General features: G+C 40.4%; 18 protein-coding genes. 5 read left to right on the top strand and 13 right to left on the bottom strand.

Translation table 11 applies throughout. From position 1 onward, the window contains the following. Nucleotides 1-5: 5 nt before the first annotated feature. The 10 genes from lpxD to rimO all read right to left on the bottom strand — a co-directional run bounded on the left by lpxD (nucleotide 6) and on the right by rimO (nucleotide 11,100). Nucleotides 6-1,076, bottom strand: a complete 1,071-nt coding sequence (lpxD, locus tag LXF01_RS09685) for a UDP-3-O-(3-hydroxymyristoyl)glucosamine N-acyltransferase (protein ID WP_180155486.1) — start codon at nucleotides 1,074-1,076, stop codon at nucleotides 6-8. Between the two features lie 3 nt (nucleotides 1,077-1,079). Continuing rightward, nucleotides 1,080-1,580, bottom strand: a complete 501-nt coding sequence (locus LXF01_RS09690; protein WP_180078385.1) for an OmpH family outer membrane protein — start codon at nucleotides 1,578-1,580, stop codon at nucleotides 1,080-1,082. A gap of 41 nt (nucleotides 1,581-1,621) precedes the next feature. Then, nucleotides 1,622-4,225, bottom strand: coding sequence for an outer membrane protein assembly factor BamA (bamA, locus tag LXF01_RS09695; RefSeq protein ID WP_372491108.1), 2,604 nt, complete (start codon nucleotides 4,223-4,225; stop codon nucleotides 1,622-1,624). After that, nucleotides 4,206-5,561, bottom strand: coding sequence for an RIP metalloprotease RseP (gene rseP / locus LXF01_RS09700; RefSeq protein WP_078193531.1), 1,356 nt, complete (start codon nucleotides 5,559-5,561; stop codon nucleotides 4,206-4,208). The genes bamA and rseP overlap by 20 nt, the downstream gene beginning before the upstream one ends. 3 nt (nucleotides 5,562-5,564) lie before the next feature. After that, nucleotides 5,565-6,761, bottom strand: a complete 1,197-nt coding sequence (gene ispC, locus LXF01_RS09705; RefSeq protein WP_233944229.1) for a 1-deoxy-D-xylulose-5-phosphate reductoisomerase — start codon at nucleotides 6,759-6,761, stop codon at nucleotides 5,565-5,567. Continuing rightward, a complete protein-coding gene (locus LXF01_RS09710; RefSeq protein WP_180094482.1) occupies nucleotides 6,762-7,586 on the bottom strand; it encodes a phosphatidate cytidylyltransferase in 825 nt (274 codons plus the stop codon). Next, nucleotides 7,587-8,342, bottom strand: a complete 756-nt coding sequence (gene uppS, locus LXF01_RS09715) for a polyprenyl diphosphate synthase (protein WP_233944230.1) — start codon at nucleotides 8,340-8,342, stop codon at nucleotides 7,587-7,589. Nucleotides 8,343-8,348: 6 nt separating this feature from the next. Beyond that, nucleotides 8,349-8,903: a ribosome recycling factor gene (gene frr, locus LXF01_RS09720; protein WP_078188724.1), complete on the bottom strand. Its 555-nt coding sequence runs from the start codon at nucleotides 8,901-8,903 to the stop codon at nucleotides 8,349-8,351. 79 nt (nucleotides 8,904-8,982) lie between these two features. After that, nucleotides 8,983-9,711: a UMP kinase gene (gene pyrH, locus LXF01_RS09725; RefSeq protein WP_078193535.1), complete on the bottom strand. Its 729-nt coding sequence runs from the start codon at nucleotides 9,709-9,711 to the stop codon at nucleotides 8,983-8,985. Between the two features lie 45 nt (nucleotides 9,712-9,756). Further along, nucleotides 9,757-11,100 (bottom strand): 30S ribosomal protein S12 methylthiotransferase RimO, encoded by a 1,344-nt coding sequence (gene rimO, locus LXF01_RS09730; RefSeq protein WP_111883759.1) that lies wholly within the window; start codon nucleotides 11,098-11,100, stop codon nucleotides 9,757-9,759. A 352-nt stretch (nucleotides 11,101-11,452) separates the two neighbouring features. Here rimO and glnL point away from each other — a divergent pair, with 352 nt between their 5' ends. Together glnL and glnG are read left to right on the top strand one after the other, a co-directional pair. Then, nucleotides 11,453-12,559 (top strand): nitrogen regulation protein NR(II), encoded by a 1,107-nt coding sequence (gene glnL, locus LXF01_RS09735; protein ID WP_078193537.1) that lies wholly within the window; start codon nucleotides 11,453-11,455, stop codon nucleotides 12,557-12,559. Further along, nucleotides 12,549-14,024, top strand: a complete 1,476-nt coding sequence (gene glnG / locus LXF01_RS09740) for a nitrogen regulation protein NR(I) (RefSeq protein ID WP_078188728.1) — start codon at nucleotides 12,549-12,551, stop codon at nucleotides 14,022-14,024. Before glnL ends, glnG begins: the two co-directional genes overlap by 11 nt. Nucleotides 14,025-14,094: 70 nt before the next feature. Here the strand turns inward: glnG and LXF01_RS09745 are convergent, their stop codons facing one another. From LXF01_RS09745 to mnmG, 3 genes are all read right to left on the bottom strand, one after another. Then, nucleotides 14,095-14,421: a hypothetical protein gene (locus LXF01_RS09745; protein ID WP_078193710.1), complete on the bottom strand. Its 327-nt coding sequence runs from the start codon at nucleotides 14,419-14,421 to the stop codon at nucleotides 14,095-14,097. Between the two features lie 114 nt (nucleotides 14,422-14,535). Next, nucleotides 14,536-15,741 (bottom strand): 3-(3-hydroxy-phenyl)propionate transporter MhpT, encoded by a 1,206-nt coding sequence (gene mhpT, locus LXF01_RS09750; RefSeq protein WP_180010134.1) that lies wholly within the window; start codon nucleotides 15,739-15,741, stop codon nucleotides 14,536-14,538. A 343-nt stretch (nucleotides 15,742-16,084) separates the two neighbouring features. Beyond that, nucleotides 16,085-17,965 (bottom strand): tRNA uridine-5-carboxymethylaminomethyl(34) synthesis enzyme MnmG, encoded by a 1,881-nt coding sequence (mnmG, locus tag LXF01_RS09755; RefSeq protein WP_233944231.1) that lies wholly within the window; start codon nucleotides 17,963-17,965, stop codon nucleotides 16,085-16,087. 253 nt (nucleotides 17,966-18,218) lie between these two features. On the opposite strand from mnmG, the gene LXF01_RS09760 reads away from it, so the two are divergent. The 3 genes from LXF01_RS09760 to LXF01_RS09770 all read left to right on the top strand — a co-directional run bounded on the left by LXF01_RS09760 (nucleotide 18,219) and on the right by LXF01_RS09770 (nucleotide 20,560). Then, entirely contained in the window at nucleotides 18,219-18,569 is a 351-nt protein-coding gene (locus LXF01_RS09760) for a hypothetical protein (RefSeq protein ID WP_078188731.1), read from the top strand. Between the two features lie 150 nt (nucleotides 18,570-18,719). Continuing rightward, entirely contained in the window at nucleotides 18,720-19,598 is an 879-nt protein-coding gene (locus tag LXF01_RS09765; RefSeq protein ID WP_078188732.1) for a bile acid:sodium symporter family protein, read from the top strand. A 74-nt stretch (nucleotides 19,599-19,672) separates the two neighbouring features. After that, complete coding sequence (locus LXF01_RS09770; protein WP_233944232.1) at nucleotides 19,673-20,560, top strand: bile acid:sodium symporter family protein; 888 nt, start codon at nucleotides 19,673-19,675, stop codon at nucleotides 20,558-20,560. Nucleotides 20,561-20,675: the final 115 nt, after the last annotated feature.

The following is a 20,675-nucleotide window of genomic DNA, read 5'->3' on the forward strand; positions in this document are numbered from 1 at the left end:
CATAATTATTTACGCAATTTAAATGTTGATTCAAGGGACTCAATTTGAGACTGCATATGATCAAGTCGTTTGACCAATTGGGTCAATGGCACATCTGCTAATTGTTTAAAGCGGATTGCTGCCTTTTTCCAAGAACCACTTTCAAGCATTGGCGTACCTGAAGAATAACTCCCAGCAACGGAAATACTTTTTGTGACCATTGACATACCGGTAATTGTCACATTATCTGCAATATTAATGTGACCTACGATACCAACAGCCCCTGCTAGCACACAATTTTTGCCAATAGTTGTACTACCTGCAATGCCACATTTCGCAGCCATTGCCGTATTTGCACCAACTTTTACGTTATGCGCGATTTGCACAAGGTTATCAATAATGACACCATCTTCCAAAATTGTGTCATCTAAAGCACCACGGTCAATACTACAATTTGAACCAATACGCACATCATTCCCGATACGTACAGAACCTAATTGAGCAATACGATGCCATTTCCCTTGATAAGGCGCAAAACCAAATCCTTCACCACCGATCACCGTATTTGCATGGATACGTACACGATCACCTAACTTGGCTTCACCAGTAATTGTCACATGCGAATCGATAAAACAATCTTTACCAATTTCAACACCATGATCAATCTTCACTTGGGATTCAATGCGAGTCCCATCACCCACCACGCTATTCGCACCAATCACCACATAATGCCCAATATAAGCAGTATCAGAAATGATTGCGGAAGGATGAATTTGGGCAGTACTTTCAATTCCTGTTTCTACAGATTTTTTTTCAAAAACATGCGTCAGAATAGCGAAAGCCAGATATGGATTGGATACGACAATGAAGTTTTGATGTGAAGGGATTTGTGACTGCATGTCTGCAGTCACAATCAGCGCACCAGCCTTAGACTGTTGAGCTTCATTCAGATATTTATCTGCGTTTAAAAATGCAAGCTGATGCGGTTGAGCACTTTCTAAACTTGCCATTCCACTGAATTGCAAGTCTAGCTGACCAATACATTGACCTTGAACAAGTTGAGCAAGCTTTTCTAAACTGAATTTTTGAGAATTCATTGATTATTTAATTGCATTAACCTTTTGAATCATTTTATCAGTTAAATCAAACTTAGGGTCATACGCAAGTGCTGAATTTTTATTCAAAACAACATCTAACTTATTTTCTGTGCGCAATTGTTCTGCAACTTGCTTGATTCGAGTATCCATCGTGCGATTTAAGGACTGAATATTCCCTTGAACCGAAGCTTGAACTTTTTGCTGTAAATCAGTTAGTTCTTTAAGTTTAGCTTGATACTGTTGACCCATTTGCTGCTTTTGCGCAGCAGTCAACTTATCACCACCTTGCTGAGCTTTTTGCTGCATTGCTTCCAGCTCTTTTGCAAGTGATTCAATTTTAGTGGTTTGTGGTTTCAACTGCTGTTGAATTTGAGCATTTTGTTGTTTTAGATAAGTGCTTTGATCCACCACCTTTTCTAAATCAACCACACCGTAACCTGCTGCATGCACAACAGCAGTACATGACATACCCAATACCGCCAAACCAGCAAATAATTTATTCATATTATCAACCTGTAATTTTGTTATTCCCAGAAGGGTCGTACTTAGAACGTACGACCAATCTCGAATTGGATTTCTTTTGTTTCATCGCCAGCTTTGTCATTCAGTGGGAATGCATAACTCAGTGAAATTGGACCAATCATCGTGATCCAAGTAAAACCTGCACCAACGCTATAACGCATGTTATTCATATCAAAGCCGTAGTTATCTTTACAGTATTGACGGTCTTCACTAGATTTAGGAACGTCACATTGGGTGTCAAATACTTGTGCGCCTTCAGCAAACAATACTGGACGAACTTGACGCGCCCAATCGCCTTTAAATGGCACAGGTAAAGCCAATTCAGTACCAAATTGAATTAAAGCATTACCACCGACTTCTTCTGGATCGTAGTCAACCTGATTTTGCGCATCATAATACACACCAGGATATTTCGGCCCTAGAGTACTGTTGTCATAGCCACGTACCGAACCAAAACCACCTGCATAGAAATTTTTGTAGAACGGTAAATCATTACCATAGCCTAACTTACCGTAACCACGTAACACAAAGTCTTTACCTAGTGGGAAATAAGCTTGTGCATCATAAGTGATTTTTTGATATTCAACATCACTTCCCGGTAATGCAATTTCGGCATTGACGCGGTGTGACATACCCGATGTAGGGAATACCGGGCGATTCAAGGTGTTGTACGACCAACCTAAGTTAAGGTTATAGGTTAAGAAATCACCTTTAAACGCACTGTCGTACGATTCTTCAGGTACTGCACAAGTGTTGTGAGTAACAATTTTATTACCCTTATCATCTAGTACAAAATCGCCATTCTCATCAGTTTTGTATACAGGCACAGTTAATTGCGAATTACCAGATGCATCAGTAGGACAGAAAGATGTCGTATCTGTTGCTTTCCCACCATTTGCTAGTAAATAATCACGCACATAGGTAGAAACATATGGACCTGTTGTCACTTCGGTATTATCAATATTCAAACCCATACTGATACTTTGGTTTTCATCGATCGGATAACCAAAGTTGATACCACCACCAAAACTATCAGTGACGTAGTTGTTAACGTTATAGTCGTTATCTAACTTGGTTTTACGGTAGTACAAGTTATAACCACGGCGTACACCATCAATAGTGAAGTATGGGTCAGTTACACTGAGGTTATAATAATCTTGAGTCTCTGAACGAGACAAATCGATAGAAACTGCATTACCTGTACCCAAGAAGTTGGTTTGACTCAAACCTGCTTGGAAAGTTACACCGCCACTTTGTGAGAAACCAACAGCTAAAGTACTTGTCCCCGAATGCTGCTCTTCAACATTTACATTTAAATCAATTTGATCTGGGGTACCCGGAATACGTGCAGGCTTAACATCAACGGTTTTAAAGAAACCAGTACGCTCTAAACGCACTTTAGACAAATCAATTTTTTCGTTACTTGCTAATGCGCCTTCCATTTGACGCATTTCACGACGTAGAACTTCATCAGCTGTTTTCGAGTTACCTGTGAAATTAATACGGCGAACAGTGACTTGCTGACCCGGATTCACATAGTAATTTAAATCAACCAATTTGGTGTCTTTATTGATTTCAGGAACAATGTTTACTTCTGCGAAGTAGTAACCTGCGTTACCGTATTTACGAAGTAAAAGTTGTTTCACACCATTCACTTTTTCTTGTGAATATAAATCGCCATCTTTATAAAGTTTTAAAGCGTTTAAATCTGTTTGCGTATAAAGCGTATCACCTAAGAAATGGGTTTCACCAAACTTAAATTGTTCACCTTCATCCACCGAAACTTCGATAAAGACGTGTTTTTTATCTTCACTCAAATTCAGACTTGAATTGGTAATGTTGAAGTTGATGTAACCTTTGTTGAGATACATCGCACGTAACGCTTCTAAACTCGCAGCCATCTTTTCACGTGCATAGCGGTCATTACGAGAAATGATCGAGTTCCAACCACTTTCTTTTAATGCAAAAATTTGTTTAATTTCGCTTTCTTTAAAGACCGTATTACCAATGATATTAATATCAAATACTTTGGCAGATTGACCTTCTTCAAACTCGATTAAGACATTTACACGGTTATTCGGTTGAGCGGTTGTAATCACTTTGACATCAGCATCGTAGCGACCTTGCTGCATGTACTGTTGTTCTAATTCAGTTTCAACCGTTTGCAAAGATGATTTCTTTAAAACTTCACCTTCGGACAGACCCATTTTCTTTAAGCCTTCTTCCAAGGCTTCTTTAGGAATAAGTTTATTGCCTTTTAGCTCAACTTTAGAAATTACTGGGCGTTCAACCACTGTATATACAAGGGTATTACCGACTTGTGAAGACTTCACATCATCAAACAAACCCGACGCAAACATGCTACGAATTGAGTTTGAAATGATTTGATCATTGACACGATCACCAGCGGAGAATGGGATCATTCCGGCTACATTGTCAGGAGTTAAACGCACTAAGCCATCAACACGAATATCTTGTACTACAAAATCATCTGCTGCATATACTTGTTGTGCTACGGCCATAGCACTAACCAGTGCCAATGGCATAAATAAATGTTTGTGCTGCATGCCAGTCTTTTCCGCTGTTAATTTATTTCGTATAACGTTCTTATAAACGCATAATGTCATTGAATAGAGCCAGTAGCATCATGCTACCCAGCAATACCATACCAATTTTTAATCCAACCAATTGTATTTGTTCAGAAACAGGTTTACCACGAATTAATTCAATAAAATAGTAAATTAAATGACCGCCATCGAGCATAGGAATCGGTAGTAAATTTAAAATACCCAAACTTACACTCATCAGTGCCATAAATGAAATGAAGGTTTGCCACCCCATTTCAGCACTTTGTCCAGCCACTTTCGCAATAGTAATCGGACCAGATAAATTATCTAAACCAACCAAACCACGCACCATTTTTACAATAGAATTCAGGATCATACTAGATATCTGACCTGTTTTTTCTACCGCTTTGCCCATCGCCTCTACAGGCGTGTATTGAATGGTTTGTTTGTATTCGGCTGGAATATTGACTTTACCCGGATCACTTTGTACACCTAAAAGCCCTGTGACTTTACCCATTTGGTCACGCTTACCTTGCGGCATCACGCTTAAATGCACAATTTTATTTTGTCGTAAAACATCAATTTTAAGTAACTTTTCTGGAGAAGCTTGTACAACTTGTACAACATCAAACCAGTCTTTCATTTTTACGCCATCGATCGAAACAATTCGATCACCCACTTGCATCCCTTGGCGAATCGCTGCGCCATCTTCACTGAGTTTTGAAACCACTGCAGGAATTTCAGGACGATACGGTGTAAAACCAAGAACATCGAGTGGTGACTGAGTTTGATCACGTAAGAAACTCTGAATTGGTAAACTGAAGTTTTGAATTTGCCCTGCTCGTTCAGCTTGAATTTGAATGTTTCCAGTTTCACCCACACGATCAACCAAGGCATAATTCAAGCGCTCCCAAGTGGATACTTGAGTGCCATCTACGGCAGTAATTTTATCACCAGACTGCATTTGCGCAGCTGCTGCAGGCGTATTCGGTAAAATTTTACCTACGCGCGTATTCAGCTGTTCCTGAGCTGGTAAAAATAAAATCCAAAACAACACTACTGCAAAAGCCAAGTTAATGAGTGGCCCTGCCGCAACAATTGCAATACGCTTCCAAGGGTGTTGTCGGTTAAATGCTTTTGGTAAGTCTTCTGCGGCGACATCACCTTCTCGTTCATCCAACATTTTGACATAACCACCCAGTGGTAATGCAGACAGTTGATATTGAATACCTGATTTCTTCGACGTCCACTTGAGCAGAGTTGGGCCAAAACCAATCGAATAAACTAAAACCTTTACGCCCAGTTTACGTGCAACAAAATAATGCCCAAATTCATGAATCGCTATCAGCGGTCCAAGTAGCAATATTGCTGCAATAATCATAAACAAGGCATTCATGTCTTAACTTCCTGAATTCAATACTGCTTTTTCAGCAACCATACGTGCCGATTTATCTGCATGCAAAATAACATCAATATTATTTGCAGCTGAGTTTTCAACTTGCCCCAACACATGTTCCACAATTTGAGGGATTTGAGTAAAGCCAATTTTCTCATGCAAAAATGCTGCAACGGCGATTTCATTGGCTGCATTTAAAATCGTAGGAGCTAAGCCTCCAGCCTTCATGGCTTGACGTGCTAATTTTAGCGCTGGGAATCGCTGTATATCAGGCTGTTCAAAATTTAACTGAGAATGAACAAATAAATCTAATGGAGGCACATGTGTTTGAATACGCTTCGGCCATGCTAATGCATGAGCAATAGGCGTACACATATCAGGATTACCCATTTGCGCCAAAGTCGAACCATCTACATATTGAACCATTGAATGAATGATACTCTGTGGATGGACAACAACTGTTACAAATTGTTCTTCAACTGCAAAAAGATGACAGGCTTCAATCAATTCCAAGCCTTTATTCATCAGCGTTGCAGAATCAACAGAAATTTTTTGTCCCATCGACCAATTTGGATGCTTACAGGCTTGAGCAGGCGTTACACTTTGCAATTGTTCTAAACTATGATGCAAAAATGGACCACCAGACGCGGTGAGTAAGATTTGTTTGACACCCAGCTTTGGCTGACCATGACGCTCACCTTGTAGATAAGTTTCAGGCAAGCATTGGAAGATTGCATTGTGTTCAGAATCGACCGGCAGCAACAAAGCATTATTTTCACGTGCGGTCTGAATCATGATGTCACCCGACATCACCAGCGCTTCTTTATTTGCAAGCAACACGCGTTTACCTGCTTTCGCAGCAGCCAATGTAGGTAGCAACCCTGCCGCACCCACAATAGCTGCCATGACCACATCAACCTGTGGATGTTCTGCTACTGCGATTAATCCTTCTTCATCATGCAGGATTTCAATATCAGTTAATTTTTCAGCTACGAGTAATTGGCGCAGTTCATCCACTTTATTGTATGGAACAACTGCGATTTTCGGTCGATATTGTTTGCATATTTCGACAAGTTCAACAATTCGGCTATGTGCAGTGACTGCAAAAACTGAATACTCTTCGGGGTGCTGTTGCAGAATCTTTAAAGTACTTTGACCAATGGATCCTGTTACACCCAATATACAAACAGATTGTGACATCTATAAATCTACGCCAATTAATTTTAAAACATACATACCTGCCGCAAAGATAGGTGCTGCAGCAAGCAACGAGTCAATACGATCCAGCACACCACCATGTCCGGGAAGAATACGACCAGAATCTTTGATCCCTGCACGACGCTTGATCATCGATTCAAATAAATCACCAAGTACTGAACTAAATACTGTTATTACTGAAAGTATTAAAAATAAAATATGTTCAGCGATGCTTAAATCAAGATAAATAATTTCAACAACAATAACAATTAGCATTGCAGTGAATAGACCGCCATATAAACCTTCGATCGATTTATTTGGGCTCACATCTGGTGCAAGTTTTTTCTTACCAAATTTACGTCCCACGAAGTATGCACCACTGTCTGCACCCCATACCAAAAGGAACAGATACATGAGCCACCACGGTGAGTTCATCCACACAGAAAAAATAGCAGTTACCGCAGCAGGAACTAAGACTAAACCAATACCACTGAGACTCGGGTTATACCAGTTATCGTAATCAGGATAAGACTTCACCCAATAGACACTTAAGATCCAAGTAAAGATCGAAGCCGCCCAAAGCAGTAATGCAACATCTGTAAAATGCAATGCTAGTGCTGAAAGAATAGCAGTGACTAGACCATAGCCCCAAGCGAAAGGCTTAATCACATTTTTTGTATTACGCGGCATGAGTTTGAACCACTCATAACCCGCGACAGCTGATGCAATAATCATCAGCACAAGCATTGGGTATTTAGACTCGGTTGCAAACATGCAACTCAATACAACTGAAACCAGTACCAATGCGGTTATTATCCGCTCTAACATTTATTTATTCTCAAACTGCTCTTGTTGAATCTGCTCTGAAGTCTTACCAAAACGACGTTCACGACCACCAAATACCGCTAGTGCGTCGTCAAATTCTTCAATGGTAAATTCAGGCCATAATGTCTGGGTAAAATAAAGTTCTGCATACGCAGCTTGCCAAAGCAAGAAGTTCGAGAGACGGAAATCACCACCTGTACGAATTAACAAATCTACCGGAGGTAGATCACTTAAACTGACATATTGACCAAAGACTTCAGCATCCACTGCTTCAAGATTTATTTTGTTAGTTAAAACATCTGCTGCGATTTTTTTTGCAGCCTGTGTCATATCCCACATACCACCGTAACTAATTGCAATAGTTAAAGTCATGCTGTCGAAATTAGCAGTCCTTTGTTCAGCTTGCAACATTAAGTCACGTAAGTTAGGAGATAAACGAGAACGATCACCAATAAAACGTAGGGAAATGTTAAATTTTTCCATGCGTGGCAACTGTTCATGAATGGTTTCTTCAAGAAGAGCCATCAACAAATCAACCTCAAACTGAGGACGATTCCAATTTTCACTCGAAAAAGCAAAAACCGTCAGTGCTTGGATATTTCTTTTACGACAATGTTCAACGATGGGATCTAGGATGTTCTTTCCAGAACGATGCCCTTCACCTTTTTGCATTTGATTCTTTTTGGCAAAACGATTGTTGCCATCCATAATGATGGCAACATGTTTTGGAAGACGGGAAGTTTCTTCAGATGAGGTCATTAAAACTTAGACCTTCATCAATTCAGCTTCTTTTGCAGCCAGACGTTTTTCAACTTCAGCAACGAATTTGTCTGTGATTTTTTGAATGTCATCACCTGCACGACGCTCATCATCTTCAGAAATTTCTTTTTCTTTCAACAATGCTTTGATATCACCCAAAACATCACGACGGATGTTACGGATCGCAACTTTTGCATTTTCAGCTTCGTTACGTGCAACTTTCTGCATGTCTTTACGTGTTTCTTCTGTCAATGCGGCCATAGGAACACGGATCGCATCAGCAGTAATCGGGTTTAAGCCCAAGTCAGATTCACGGATTGCTTTATCAATTGCAGCAACCATTGAACGTTCAAAAGGCTGAACAAGTAAAGTACGAGAGTCTTCTACACCCACGTTCGCCACTTGGTTTAATGGCACATCAGAGCCATAGTAAGGAACCATAACACCATTTAAAATTGATGGGTGCGCGCGGCCTGTACGAACTTTGGCAAAACCATGCTCTAGAGAATCTAGAGATTTATTCATACGGTCTTCTGCGTCTTTTTTAAGATCGTTAATCATGTGATCTTCCTAACTTAATTCGAAAAGATGTAAATTCTAAAATAGCTTGTAGTATAAAGAGCTTTAGGGCCCACGTACATTAGTTAGTAACGTGAGTACCCTCTTTTTCACCCATTACCACTGAAAGTAATGAACCTGATTTGTTCATATCAAATACTTGAAGTGGAACGTTGTGGTCACGGCATAAGCAGATCGCAGTTAAATCCATCACACCCAGTTTTTCATCTAAAACTTGGTCAAATGTTAATGCATCGTATTTCACTGCATCTTCATATTTACTTGGATCTTTGTTGTATACGCCATCAACCTTCGTCGCTTTAAGGATAAGATTGGCTTCAATCTCGATACCGCGTAAGCATGCTGCTGTATCAGTCGTAAAGAATGGGTTACCCGTACCTGCGACAAATACACATACTTCGCCACGAGTTAAATGACGAATTGCATCGCGGCTAGAGTATGATTCAACTACTGCACCAATGGGTAAAGCTGACATTAGACGAGTTTTGATATTACGTCGTACCAAAGCATCACGAAGTGCCAAACCGTTCATCACCGTGGCCAACATACCCATTTGGTCACCTGTTACACGCCCAACCAAACCATCTTTTTGTAATTGGCTACCACGGTAAAGGTTACCACCACCGACAACGATACCCACTTGAACACCCAAACCAACAAGGTGCGCAATTGCGAGTGACATTTGATCGAGCACTTGTGCATCGATACCCATCTCTTTATTGCCCGCTAAAGCTTCACCTGAAAGCTTAAGCAGGATGCGACCAAAACGTGGTTTTTTAGAATCAAGCATCATCAACTCCGAATTATTTAATTTCAATTATTTTTAATGAATCGTTTAAGCAGACTTAACCGAGATCAGTTTTGCAAATAAGTCATATTCATCTGCATCTGTGATTTCTACTTCAAGTAAATCACCTGCTTTAATCACTGACTTATCGATATCTTCAACAAATACATTACCGTCAATTTCAGGTGCATCTGCATAAGAACGCGCAACAGCAACTGGGAACTCTTCTTCAAGATCATCCACCAGTACTGTCATTTTCTGACCGATACGGCTTTGCAATTTCGCAGCAGAGATTTCTTGCTGAACTTGCATGAAACGTTCATAACGCTCTTGTTTGATTTCTTCAGGCACATGATCTGGCAAATCATTTGCAGTCGCGCCTTCAACTGGTGAGTAAGTAAAACAACCCACACGATCAAGCTGCGCTTCTTTTAACCAATCAAGCAACATTTGGAAGTCTTCTTCAGTTTCACCCGGGAAGCCCACAACAAATGTAGAACGAATCACAAGATCAGGACATTTCTCACGCCAAACTTTTAAACGCTCTAGTGTATTTTCACTGTGCGCAGGACGTTTCATGAGTTTTAAAATCTTAGGACTTGCATGTTGGAATGGAATATCCAAATACGGCAGGATTTTGCCTTGTGCCATTAAGTCAATCACAGCATCCACATGTGGATATGGATATACATAGTGCAGACGCACCCAGATACCCAATTGACCCAATGCTTCACACATGTCATAGAATTTGGTTTTAACTGGCTGACCGTTCCAGAAGTCCAATTTGTATTTGGTGTCTACGCCATAAGCCGATGTATCTTGAGAAATCACAAGGACTTCTTTTACGCCTGCTTTTTTCAGCGCTTGAGCTTCAGTCAATACTGAACCTACTGGACGAGAAACCAAATCACCACGCATGCTTGGGATGATGCAGAATGTGCAACGGTGATTACAACCTTCTGAAATCTTCAAATAAGCATAATGTTTTGGTGTTAAACGAATACCTTGTTCAGGTACTAGATCAATAAACGGATTGTGTTTCGGTGGCTCAGGCACGTATTCGTGCACAGCTTCCATCACTTCTTGATATGCCGCAGCACCTGTCACTTTTAAGACATTTGGGTGCATTTGGCGAATTTTGTCTTCGTCTTTACCTAAACAACCAGTCACAATTACGCGACCGTTTGAACTCATCGCTTCGCCAATGGCATCTAGCGACTCTTGTACTGCAGATTCAATAAAACCACAGGTATTTACAACTACTAAATCTGCACCATCATAATCTGATGCTACATCATAACCTTCAGTCTTTAACTGAGTTAAAATTCGTTCGGAATCTACCAATGCCTTAGGACAACCTAAAGAAACAAAACCGACTTTGGGGGATTTCATGAATCTGCGCTCCACTATAATCCGCGTATTGTATGTCTTTTCAAAACATAAAAACAGGTGAAAAGGCCACTCTTTATATCACGCACCAAAATAATGCTATAAATTCATCCATATAATTTCATTTGCACCATTTTAATGCATTTTATATTTACAGCCTGTTTTTAATCGGCTATACACTTTATTTAAAGTCTTAAATAAGCGCATTTATTCAAATAAGCATCAAAACTTAGCGTATTTCTCAAATAGTTGGCTTATATCTTGCATAACTTGCATCAATTCGAACCTTATTAGATTGAACGATTTGCTTTATGAAGATGCCATTGCGCCATTTTAAGACAGGAACCTCTCGCTAATGGATCAGACTATGACGATTGATTACCGGCTTTTAGTGGATAATTTAACCACTGCCATTTTATTGGTCGATAGCAACCTGAATATTTTTTATTTAAATTCATCATGTGAAGCGCTTTTTGACATCAGCTTACTTCGTGCATCAGGTCAGCCTGTATTAAATTTACTCCATATGCCCGATGATGAGTTCAATACGCATGATGCATTAATGAATACACTAACTTCCGGTCAGCACTATACGCGCCGAGAAGCAACGATTAATGTCAACTTTAAAGACATTCATGTTGATTACACCGTGTCACAGCTCAACTCTGGCAAACCCTACCACCCGTTGCTATTGATTGAACTCAATCAAATCGACCGAATGTTAAAAATCTCTAAAGAAGAAAACCTAATTCAACAGCATCAAGTTGCACGACAACTGATTCGTGGTGTTGCTCATGAAATTAAAAATCCACTTGGTGGTATCCGTGGGGCGACACAACTTTTAGCGCGTAGCTTAAATGATCCGAAGTACAGTGAATTCACCGACATTATTATTAGTGAAGTGGATCGATTAAGAAATCTTGCTGACACCATGCTGGGTTCAAGACAATTACCAAGTTACGAGCCAGTCAATGTGCATGAACCACTTGAACGTGTCCGTTCACTGATCGTCAACCAAACCAAGAAGAAAATTAAGATCACCCGTGATTACGACCTTTCTTTACCGGATGTTTTCGCAGATCGTGATCAATTGATTCAGGTCATGCTGAATATCAGTGTTAATGCCGTTCAGGCAATGACGGAAAACAAAGAATTCTTTGTTGAGCACCAACCAGAACTCACTTTGCGCACACGTATTCAACGTTTAGTCACCATCAACGGTGTATTAAAACGCTCTGCGGTACGCATTGATATCGAGGACAATGGACCAGGTGTCCCACAAGAAATATTAGAATCCGTATTTTACCCATTAGTGACAGGACGAGCGAAAGGCACAGGTCTCGGTCTAAGCATTGCACAAAATATTATGCATCAACATAACGGAATGATTGAATGCCAATCAGTTCCTGGAAAAACAGTATTTAGCCTATATTTACCTTGGGAGTCAGATCATGTCGCGTAATAAGATTTGGGTCATCGATGATGATCGCGCCATGCGTTGGGTGCTGGAAAAAACATTCAAAGAAGAAGGTTTTGATGTTACCAGTTTTGAAGAAGCACAATCCGCTTTAGATCAATTAAGTGTCGATGCGCCAGATGTTATTTTGACAGACATCCGTATGCCGGGTATTGATGGACTGACCTTTTTAGGTAAAGTCAAAGGCAACTACCCTGACTTACCTGTAATTATCATGACCGCACATTCAGATTTAGAATCTGCTGTGTCGAGCTATCAAACGGGTGCTTTTGAATATCTACCAAAACCTTTTGATATTGATGAAGCTTTAGCACTTGTAAACCGTGCAATTTTGCATATTGCCAAATTACAACAACAAGAATCTGCTAAAACCGTTCAACCGATTCAATCTACAGAGATTATTGGTGAATCACCTGCTATGCAGGAAGTCTTCCGTGCCATTGGTCGTCTTTCTCAATCACACATTACTGTATTAATTAATGGTGAATCAGGCACAGGGAAAGAATTGGTTGCGCATGCGCTGCATAAGCATTCACCACGTGGCAACAAGCCTTTTATTGCGCTCAACATGGCGGCAATTCCAAAGGATTTGATCGAAACTGAATTATTTGGTCATGAAAAAGGAGCGTTCACCGGTGCCAACACACAGCGTCAAGGGCGTTTCGAACAAGCCAATGGCGGGACTCTTTTCCTTGATGAAATTGGCGACATGCCATTTGAAACCCAAACACGTTTACTGCGTGTTTTAGCGGATGGCGAATTCTACCGCGTTGGTGGTCACATCCCAGTCAAGGTGGATGTCCGTATCGTTGCGGCAACGCACCAAGACTTAGAAAAGTTAGTACATGAAGGTCGCTTCCGTGAAGACTTGTACCACCGTCTAAACGTCATTCGTATTCATATTCCAAAACTTGCACATCGTAGTGAAGATATTCCGATGCTTGCACAGCATTTCCTTGCAAGTGCAGGTAAAGAACTTGGGGTGAGTCCGAAGATTCTGCGTCCTGAAACGCAAGAATACATGCAAAAACTGCCATGGCAAGGTAATGTGCGTCAGCTTGAAAATACCTGTCGTTGGTTAACGGTTATGATCACAGGCCGTGAAGTGTATCCAGAAGATTTACCATCTGAATTAAAACAGATTCCAATTCAAGGCACAGATGGCAATCCTGCTACTCAAGGGATTGATCGTATTGGTGTGCATCACTGGGATGAGTTACTTGGTCAATGGGCCGTACAAAAACTTAAAAATGGTGAGATGAAAATTCTCGACATTGCCACACCAATGTTTGAACGCACCCTCATCAATGCTGCACTACAGCAAACACGTGGGCGTAAGCGCCATGCAGCAGAACTTTTAGGTTGGGGTCGCAACACTTTAACCCGTAAACTTAAAGAACTCGGTATGGACAGTGCCGAAGATGATGTCGAAGAAGAATTAGAAAGTTAATTTTCTGATTTTCATTAAAAAAGCCAGTCACTTGACTGGCTTTTTTATTTTGAGATTTTTTAGCAATATTTTATGCCGTAAAGCCGACATAGCGTGAATAACCTTCCACCCCTAAATCAGACTTATATATCAGAAACTCAGGGAAACTTGAGGCGGTAATTTCAGTAAACATATGATACTGATCATCATTGGCATGTAAGTCATCGACTGTATGCTGCATGGTTTGCTCAAATTCATCGGTAATAAACTCAAAACCAATATCCATTGCAATAAACAGCACATGCTCACATGGCTGCACATACTGTTCTTCTGACCAATCAATCACTTGCTGCTGGCAATGTGGACACTGAATGTTATCTGACGGAGAAATATCAAGTTCGATCAATTGATAAGACATAAAAGTAAATTTATTCATAAATATTAGATTTATTCTAACAAAACTTAGTTTCAGCTAAAGATATTTATTCAATAAAAAAGGAGCCGTAGCTCCTTTAAATTTGACTGATTTCGATTATTTCTTAAGGGATGACTTATAGGCAGATAATGCAGCCACCGCGATAGCCGACAAAGCAATACCCGGCGCACTTGCAATTAAAATACCTGTCGTTCCTAGACCTAACGCCAAAATCTTGCCTGTAAGTAATGGACCTGTCATTGCACCCAAACGTCCCCATGAAATTGCACTTCCCACACCTGTCACTTTCCCAGCTGGTGTATAGAAAATTGGAGAGATCCCATACAAAATCGATTGACCACCTGTAGAGAAAATTCCGCCCATGATGCCTGCTGCAATGAGTACAGGAATGGAATTTGTTGTAAACAGCACAAACAATGCCACAAACAAACCTGAATAGATAATCACTGCCATTTGCCATAATTTTAGGCGATCCAGCAAGTAGCCTAAACCCAGCGTACCAATCACTGCGCCCACTTGGAACATCAACATGATCATAAAAGCTTGTTGCTTTTCCAACCCTTGTTCCATAAGCAAGTTAGGCAACCAACTGATCAGAATATAGTTCACCATTAAGGTAAAGAAGAAACTCAGCCAAAGCGGCAATGTATACTTATAACGCTGTTCAGCAAAAAGGATTTGCCCCATCGGTGGAACCGTTTCCTTGGTTTCTGCCTGAACTTTTTCTGTACGCTTATCTTTTAAGATAATCGCCATGAATGGAATCAAGATTAAAGGCGTTAAACCACCAATTAAAAATAGTGTATGCCATGAGATATCTTTAAAGACAATACCCAAGCCAGCAACAAAGATTGCACCTACGGGTAAGCCACAGTACATCAAACTATTTAAGCGCCCACGGTTAGCATCCGTCGCTTCATCACCCACCACCGAGATCATCGTTGGCATCGCAGCACCCAAACCTAAACCTGTAAAGAATCGTGCGATATATAAAATTTCAATACTTGGTGCAACTGCCGTAATCGACATAAATACACCGAAGATAAAAATCGACAGCATCAGGACTTTCTTCTGTCCCAAATAGTCAGCGACACGCCCCCCAAAGAACGCGCCAAATAACATACCAAATACACCCAAGCTAAACACATAGCCCATTTGCACTTGATCTAAGGAAAATGTCGCTGCGATTCCTTTTGCTGCGATACCGGGTGCTTGTAGGTCAAAACCTTCAAAAAATGCCACCCAGAAACACAAAAATACTGTTAGAAATTTTTGCATTTTTCCCGATTGTTGATTTGCCATAATCGAACTCCATTCATGTAGCGTAAACCCACTTGTACGCCATGCCCTGAAGTTTCGGCTTTATTGGGTAGAATAAATACCACTACAAAGGTCGGAATTCACACGACCAAAAGCCCACCATTAAGACCTAAAACTTTGTATATCAATAGTTTTTAGATCTTATTTTTTGCATTTATAATTCATTATCAATCACTTAGGTTTATGAAAGATTTTAATAATCAAACCATAGCTAAAACTAATGATGATCAAAATATTCATTTAATCCGATCAAATACCAACAGCCAATAATTTATTGGCAATAAAAAACCCGCAACTGAGCGGGTTTTTTATTTAACTCTAAATCTTATGCAGATTTTTTTGCTGCATTATTCTTACGGATGGTAATCATCACCAATTGAACAGCCGCAGGTGTAACACCCGGAATACGACTTGCTTGTGCCAATGTTTCAGGCAATACATTTTTCAGCTTCATGGTGATTTCACGTGAAAGACCAGAAACGACATCATAATCAAAATCAGCTGGAATACGCGTATCTTCCAAACGCTTCATTTGCGCAACGTCTTCTTGCTGACGGTTAATATAACCTGCATATTTCACAGCAATTTCAATTTGCTCACCCACAAATGCTGAAACTTCAGAACCCGTCAATTCAGCAATTTGTGCAAAGTTGATATTTGGACGTTTGAGCAAATCAATTGCATTGGTTTCTTTTGACAGGTCATCGCCAGTCATTTCAACGAATTTTTTGCCTAGTGGATTGTTTGGCGCTGCCCAAAGGTGTTGTAAACGACCTTTTTCAGTTTCAACAGCTTCCATTTTTTGACAGAAAGAATCCCAACGTGCGTCATCCACCAGCCCCATTTCACGGCCAATCGCAGTTAAACGCTGATCCGCATTGTCTTCACGAAGCATCAAACGGTATTCCGCACGTGACGTGAACATACGGTATGGTTCTTTAGTACCGAGAGTAATCAAGTCATCAACCAATACACCCATGTACGCTTCATCGCGTTTTGGTGTCCATTGATCTTGATCCCATGCACGACGTGCTGCGTTTAAGCCTGCAAGCAAACCTTGCGCTCCCGCTTCTTCATAACCTGTTGTACCGTTAATTTGACCTGCAAAATACAGGTTATTAATCGATTTGGTTTCTAAAGAGAATTTCAATGATTGTGGGTTGAAATAGTCGTACTCAATTGCATAACCCGGACGCAAAATGTGCGCATTTTCCATACCACGAATCGAGCGAACCAATTCAAACTGAACATCGAATGGTAAAGAAGTTGAAATACCGTTTGGATAAAGCTCATGTGTGTCCAAACCTTCAGGTTCCAAGAACACTTGATGCGAATCTTTATCGGCAAATTTATGAATTTTATCTTCAATCGATGGGCAGTAACGTGGACCCACACCTTCAATCACACCAGTATACATTGGTGAACGGTCTAAGCCGCCACGAATGATATCGTGAGTTTTCTCGTTGGTATGTGTGATATAGCAATTGATTTGCTCAGGATGCATCGACGCATCACCCATGAACGACATAGTCGGAGATGGGAAATCACCTGGCTGTGGCGTCATCACAGAGAAATCAACTGATCGTGCATCGATACGTGGTGGTGTACCAGTTTTTAAACGACCTACAGGTAAGTTCAATTCACGAAGGCGCGCAGCCAATGAAATTGAAGGAGGATCGCCCGCACGACCGCCTGAAGCATTATTTAGACCTACGTGGATCACACCACCCAAGAATGTCCCTGTAGTCAATACAACAGTTTTCGCATCAAAGCGAATACCCATTTGGGTAACCACACCTTTTACAGTGTCGCCTTCAACAATAAGGTCATCAGCTGCTTGTTGGAAAATATCCAAGTTCGCTTGATTTTCGAGGGTTTCACGAATCGCAGCTTTATAACGAATACGGTCAGCCTGTGCGCGTGTCGCACGAACAGCCGCACCTTTACGTGAGTTTAAAATACGGAATTGAATACCACCTTTGTCGGCAGCCAATGCCATAGCACCGCCAAGCGCATCAATTTCACGGACTAAATGTGATTTACCAATACCACCAATGGCTGGGTTACAGCTCATCTGCCCTAAAGTCTCAATATTATGAGTTAAGAGTAAAGTCTGTCGACCCATACGTGCCGCAGCAAGAGCTGCCTCAGTACCCGCGTGACCGCCGCCGATAACAATGACATCGTAAACTTTAGGATAATGCATAGTGGTAAAGGAGATTAAAAAAGGATGACGGAAGATTATAGCAAAAATTCACCGATAAGTTGACTGATTAACTCGATTTTATTGTTATTGGCTACTGTTTTGTGCCTATATATTTCTTTATGAACATACATACTTTGCATATTCCACATAAAAATATACATTTCTCAAGCAAATGTTACTCGAAGATTGTTGTTTTATTCTGATGATTTTTTATTCTGTTATAGATCCCATGAGAATCATAAGGACCATAAGCATGAATAAGAATATTTTGCTATCCACGGTTTTATGCGGTTTATGTTTATCACCACTTGCTGCCTCAGCCAATGATAAAGTTGAGAAAGTGTATGATGCACAGCGATATCAACAAGTCTGTAAAGGTAAAAGCCAAGGCGCTCAAGTTTCATTTGCCTATCGCGGTATTATCTGGAATGGTACCTGCGAACCACAATTTTTTAGCTCGTCCAAAAATGCAAATCTTCATGGTGAAGAAGCCGAATTATTAAGCACATGTAGTGCAGATGCAAAAGCCACTACTGCAACGATTAATGGACAAGAAATAAAAGGAAAATGTGCTTTAGGGTTCACTCCTCCTCGTCCTAAATAAACAGTTGTCGATGAAAATATCGACCAATTAACAGATCAAAAATAAAGCGGGTAAAACATCAGTTTTTTTACTCGCTTTTATTTATTGCTTATTTATTAAACTGAGATAAACTCAAAAAATACTATAAGGATAAAAATATCAGGAAATTCCATGGATTCGGGATTATTTGCATTTTTTCTACCCATTGCTTTAGCCATTATGATGATGGGTTTGGGGCTTGAACTTTCAGTCAAAGACTTTTTACGCGTTGGACGCTATCCAAAAGTTATTTTCATCGCTTTATTTACTCAGCTTATTCTACTGACCAGTATTGCTTTTTTCCTGTGTAAGTTGCTTGAGTTACCCCCTTTACTCGCGGTCGGGCTCATGCTGCTTGCAGCTTCACCCGGTGGCCCCACAGCAAACCTTTTTAGCTACTTATATAAAGGTGACGTTGCATTAAACATTAGCTTAACGGCCATTAACTCAGTGGTTTCGTGCTTTACACTGCCTTTTATTGTCAACCTATCCATTTTGCATTTTGTTGGTGAAAGTACCAGTATTGGCATGCCTATCGACAAGATCACCCATGTATTTCTGATTATTTTGATACCGGTATGTTTCGGTATGTTTATTCGCAACTCCTTTCCGACTATTGCATATCACATCAACAAGCCGATGCGAATGTTGTCTATTTTCTTATTAATTCTTATCTTTACACTCGCAGTTTTGCGTGAACAATCCAACATTATTACGTATTTTGCCAGCGTCGGAATTGCGACCTGTTTACTCTGTTTCAGTGGCTTATTTTTGGGTTACCTAATTCCGTTCCTCGCAGGTGTACCGGAAAAGCAGGCACGTGCGTGTACCTTTGAGATTGGCATTCATAACACCAGTATCGCCCTAACCATCGCACTGAGTGTGCTTGAAAACACCACAGTGGCAATACCTGCCGGTGTTTATTCTATTTTTATGTATTTATTGGCAACCTTATTTGGTTTTATTTTGACACGCCGTGGCAGTCATCTGATCCAACAAGTGAAAACCTAAACTTTTTTTCAAACGTAATCACCATAAGGACTTTGGTGAAAAACCATTAAATATGCTCAAGGAGAATAAATAAGATGGATTCTGGAATTATTACGGTTCTTTTGCCATTAGCACTGGCCTTTATTATGATCGGGCTTGGGCTAGAACTTACCCCCAAAGATTTCGCACGTGTCACCAAACATCCTAAAGCCGTGTTAATCGCTTTATTCTGCCAACTCGTGTTACTTGTCGGCGTTGCCTTTTTATTATGTAAACTGCTGGCCTTGCCACCACTGCTTGCAGTCGGACTGATGCTACTCGCAGCCTCACCCGGTGGTAGTACAGCCAACTTATTTAGTTATCTATTTAAAGGTGACTTGGCTTTAAATATAACCCTGACCGCCATCAATTCAGTCATTGCAGCATTAACCCTTCCATTGATCGTAAATTTTTCGATCATGCACTTCATGCAAGAAGGCCAACAAATCAGTCTGCAATTTGGAAAAATCCTCCAAGTTTTCGGCATCATTATCATCCCTGTCTGTATAGGTATGTTACTTCGTCACTATGCACCTAAACTAACTGAGAAACTGCATAAACCACTCCGTATCTTTGCTGTGTTCTTTCTTATCTTAATTATTATTGGCGCCATTTATTCTGAACGACATAATATTGCGGCTTATCTAACCCAAGTTGGCTTAGCTACGGTTCTATTCTGTATTTTCAGCTTATGTATCGGTTATTTTGTTCCGAGACTATTCGGCATCAATAGTGCTCAGGCACGTGCTTGTGCATTTGAAATCGGGATTCATAACAGCACGTTGGCCATGACCATCGCCTTAACAGTGATGGCAAGCTCTGCAGTTGCAATGCCTGCGGCAGTATATTCAATCTTTATGTACATCTTTGCCGCTGTATTTGGCTTCCTAATTACACGTTTTGCACCGATCTCGACAACAACGACCGAAACAATTAAAAGTTAAGTCGCTGAAAACTTAAAAGGATGCCACGTGCATCCTTTTATTTTTTGTCAATTTTGATAATGGCTAGCTGCAAGTTGCCGAGTTCCGTTACAATAGCTTTTTATAAAACTCATTT

Source organism: Acinetobacter sp. SH20PTE14, from assembly GCF_021391555.1.
Lineage (GTDB): Bacteria > Pseudomonadota > Gammaproteobacteria > Pseudomonadales > Moraxellaceae > Acinetobacter > Acinetobacter amyesii.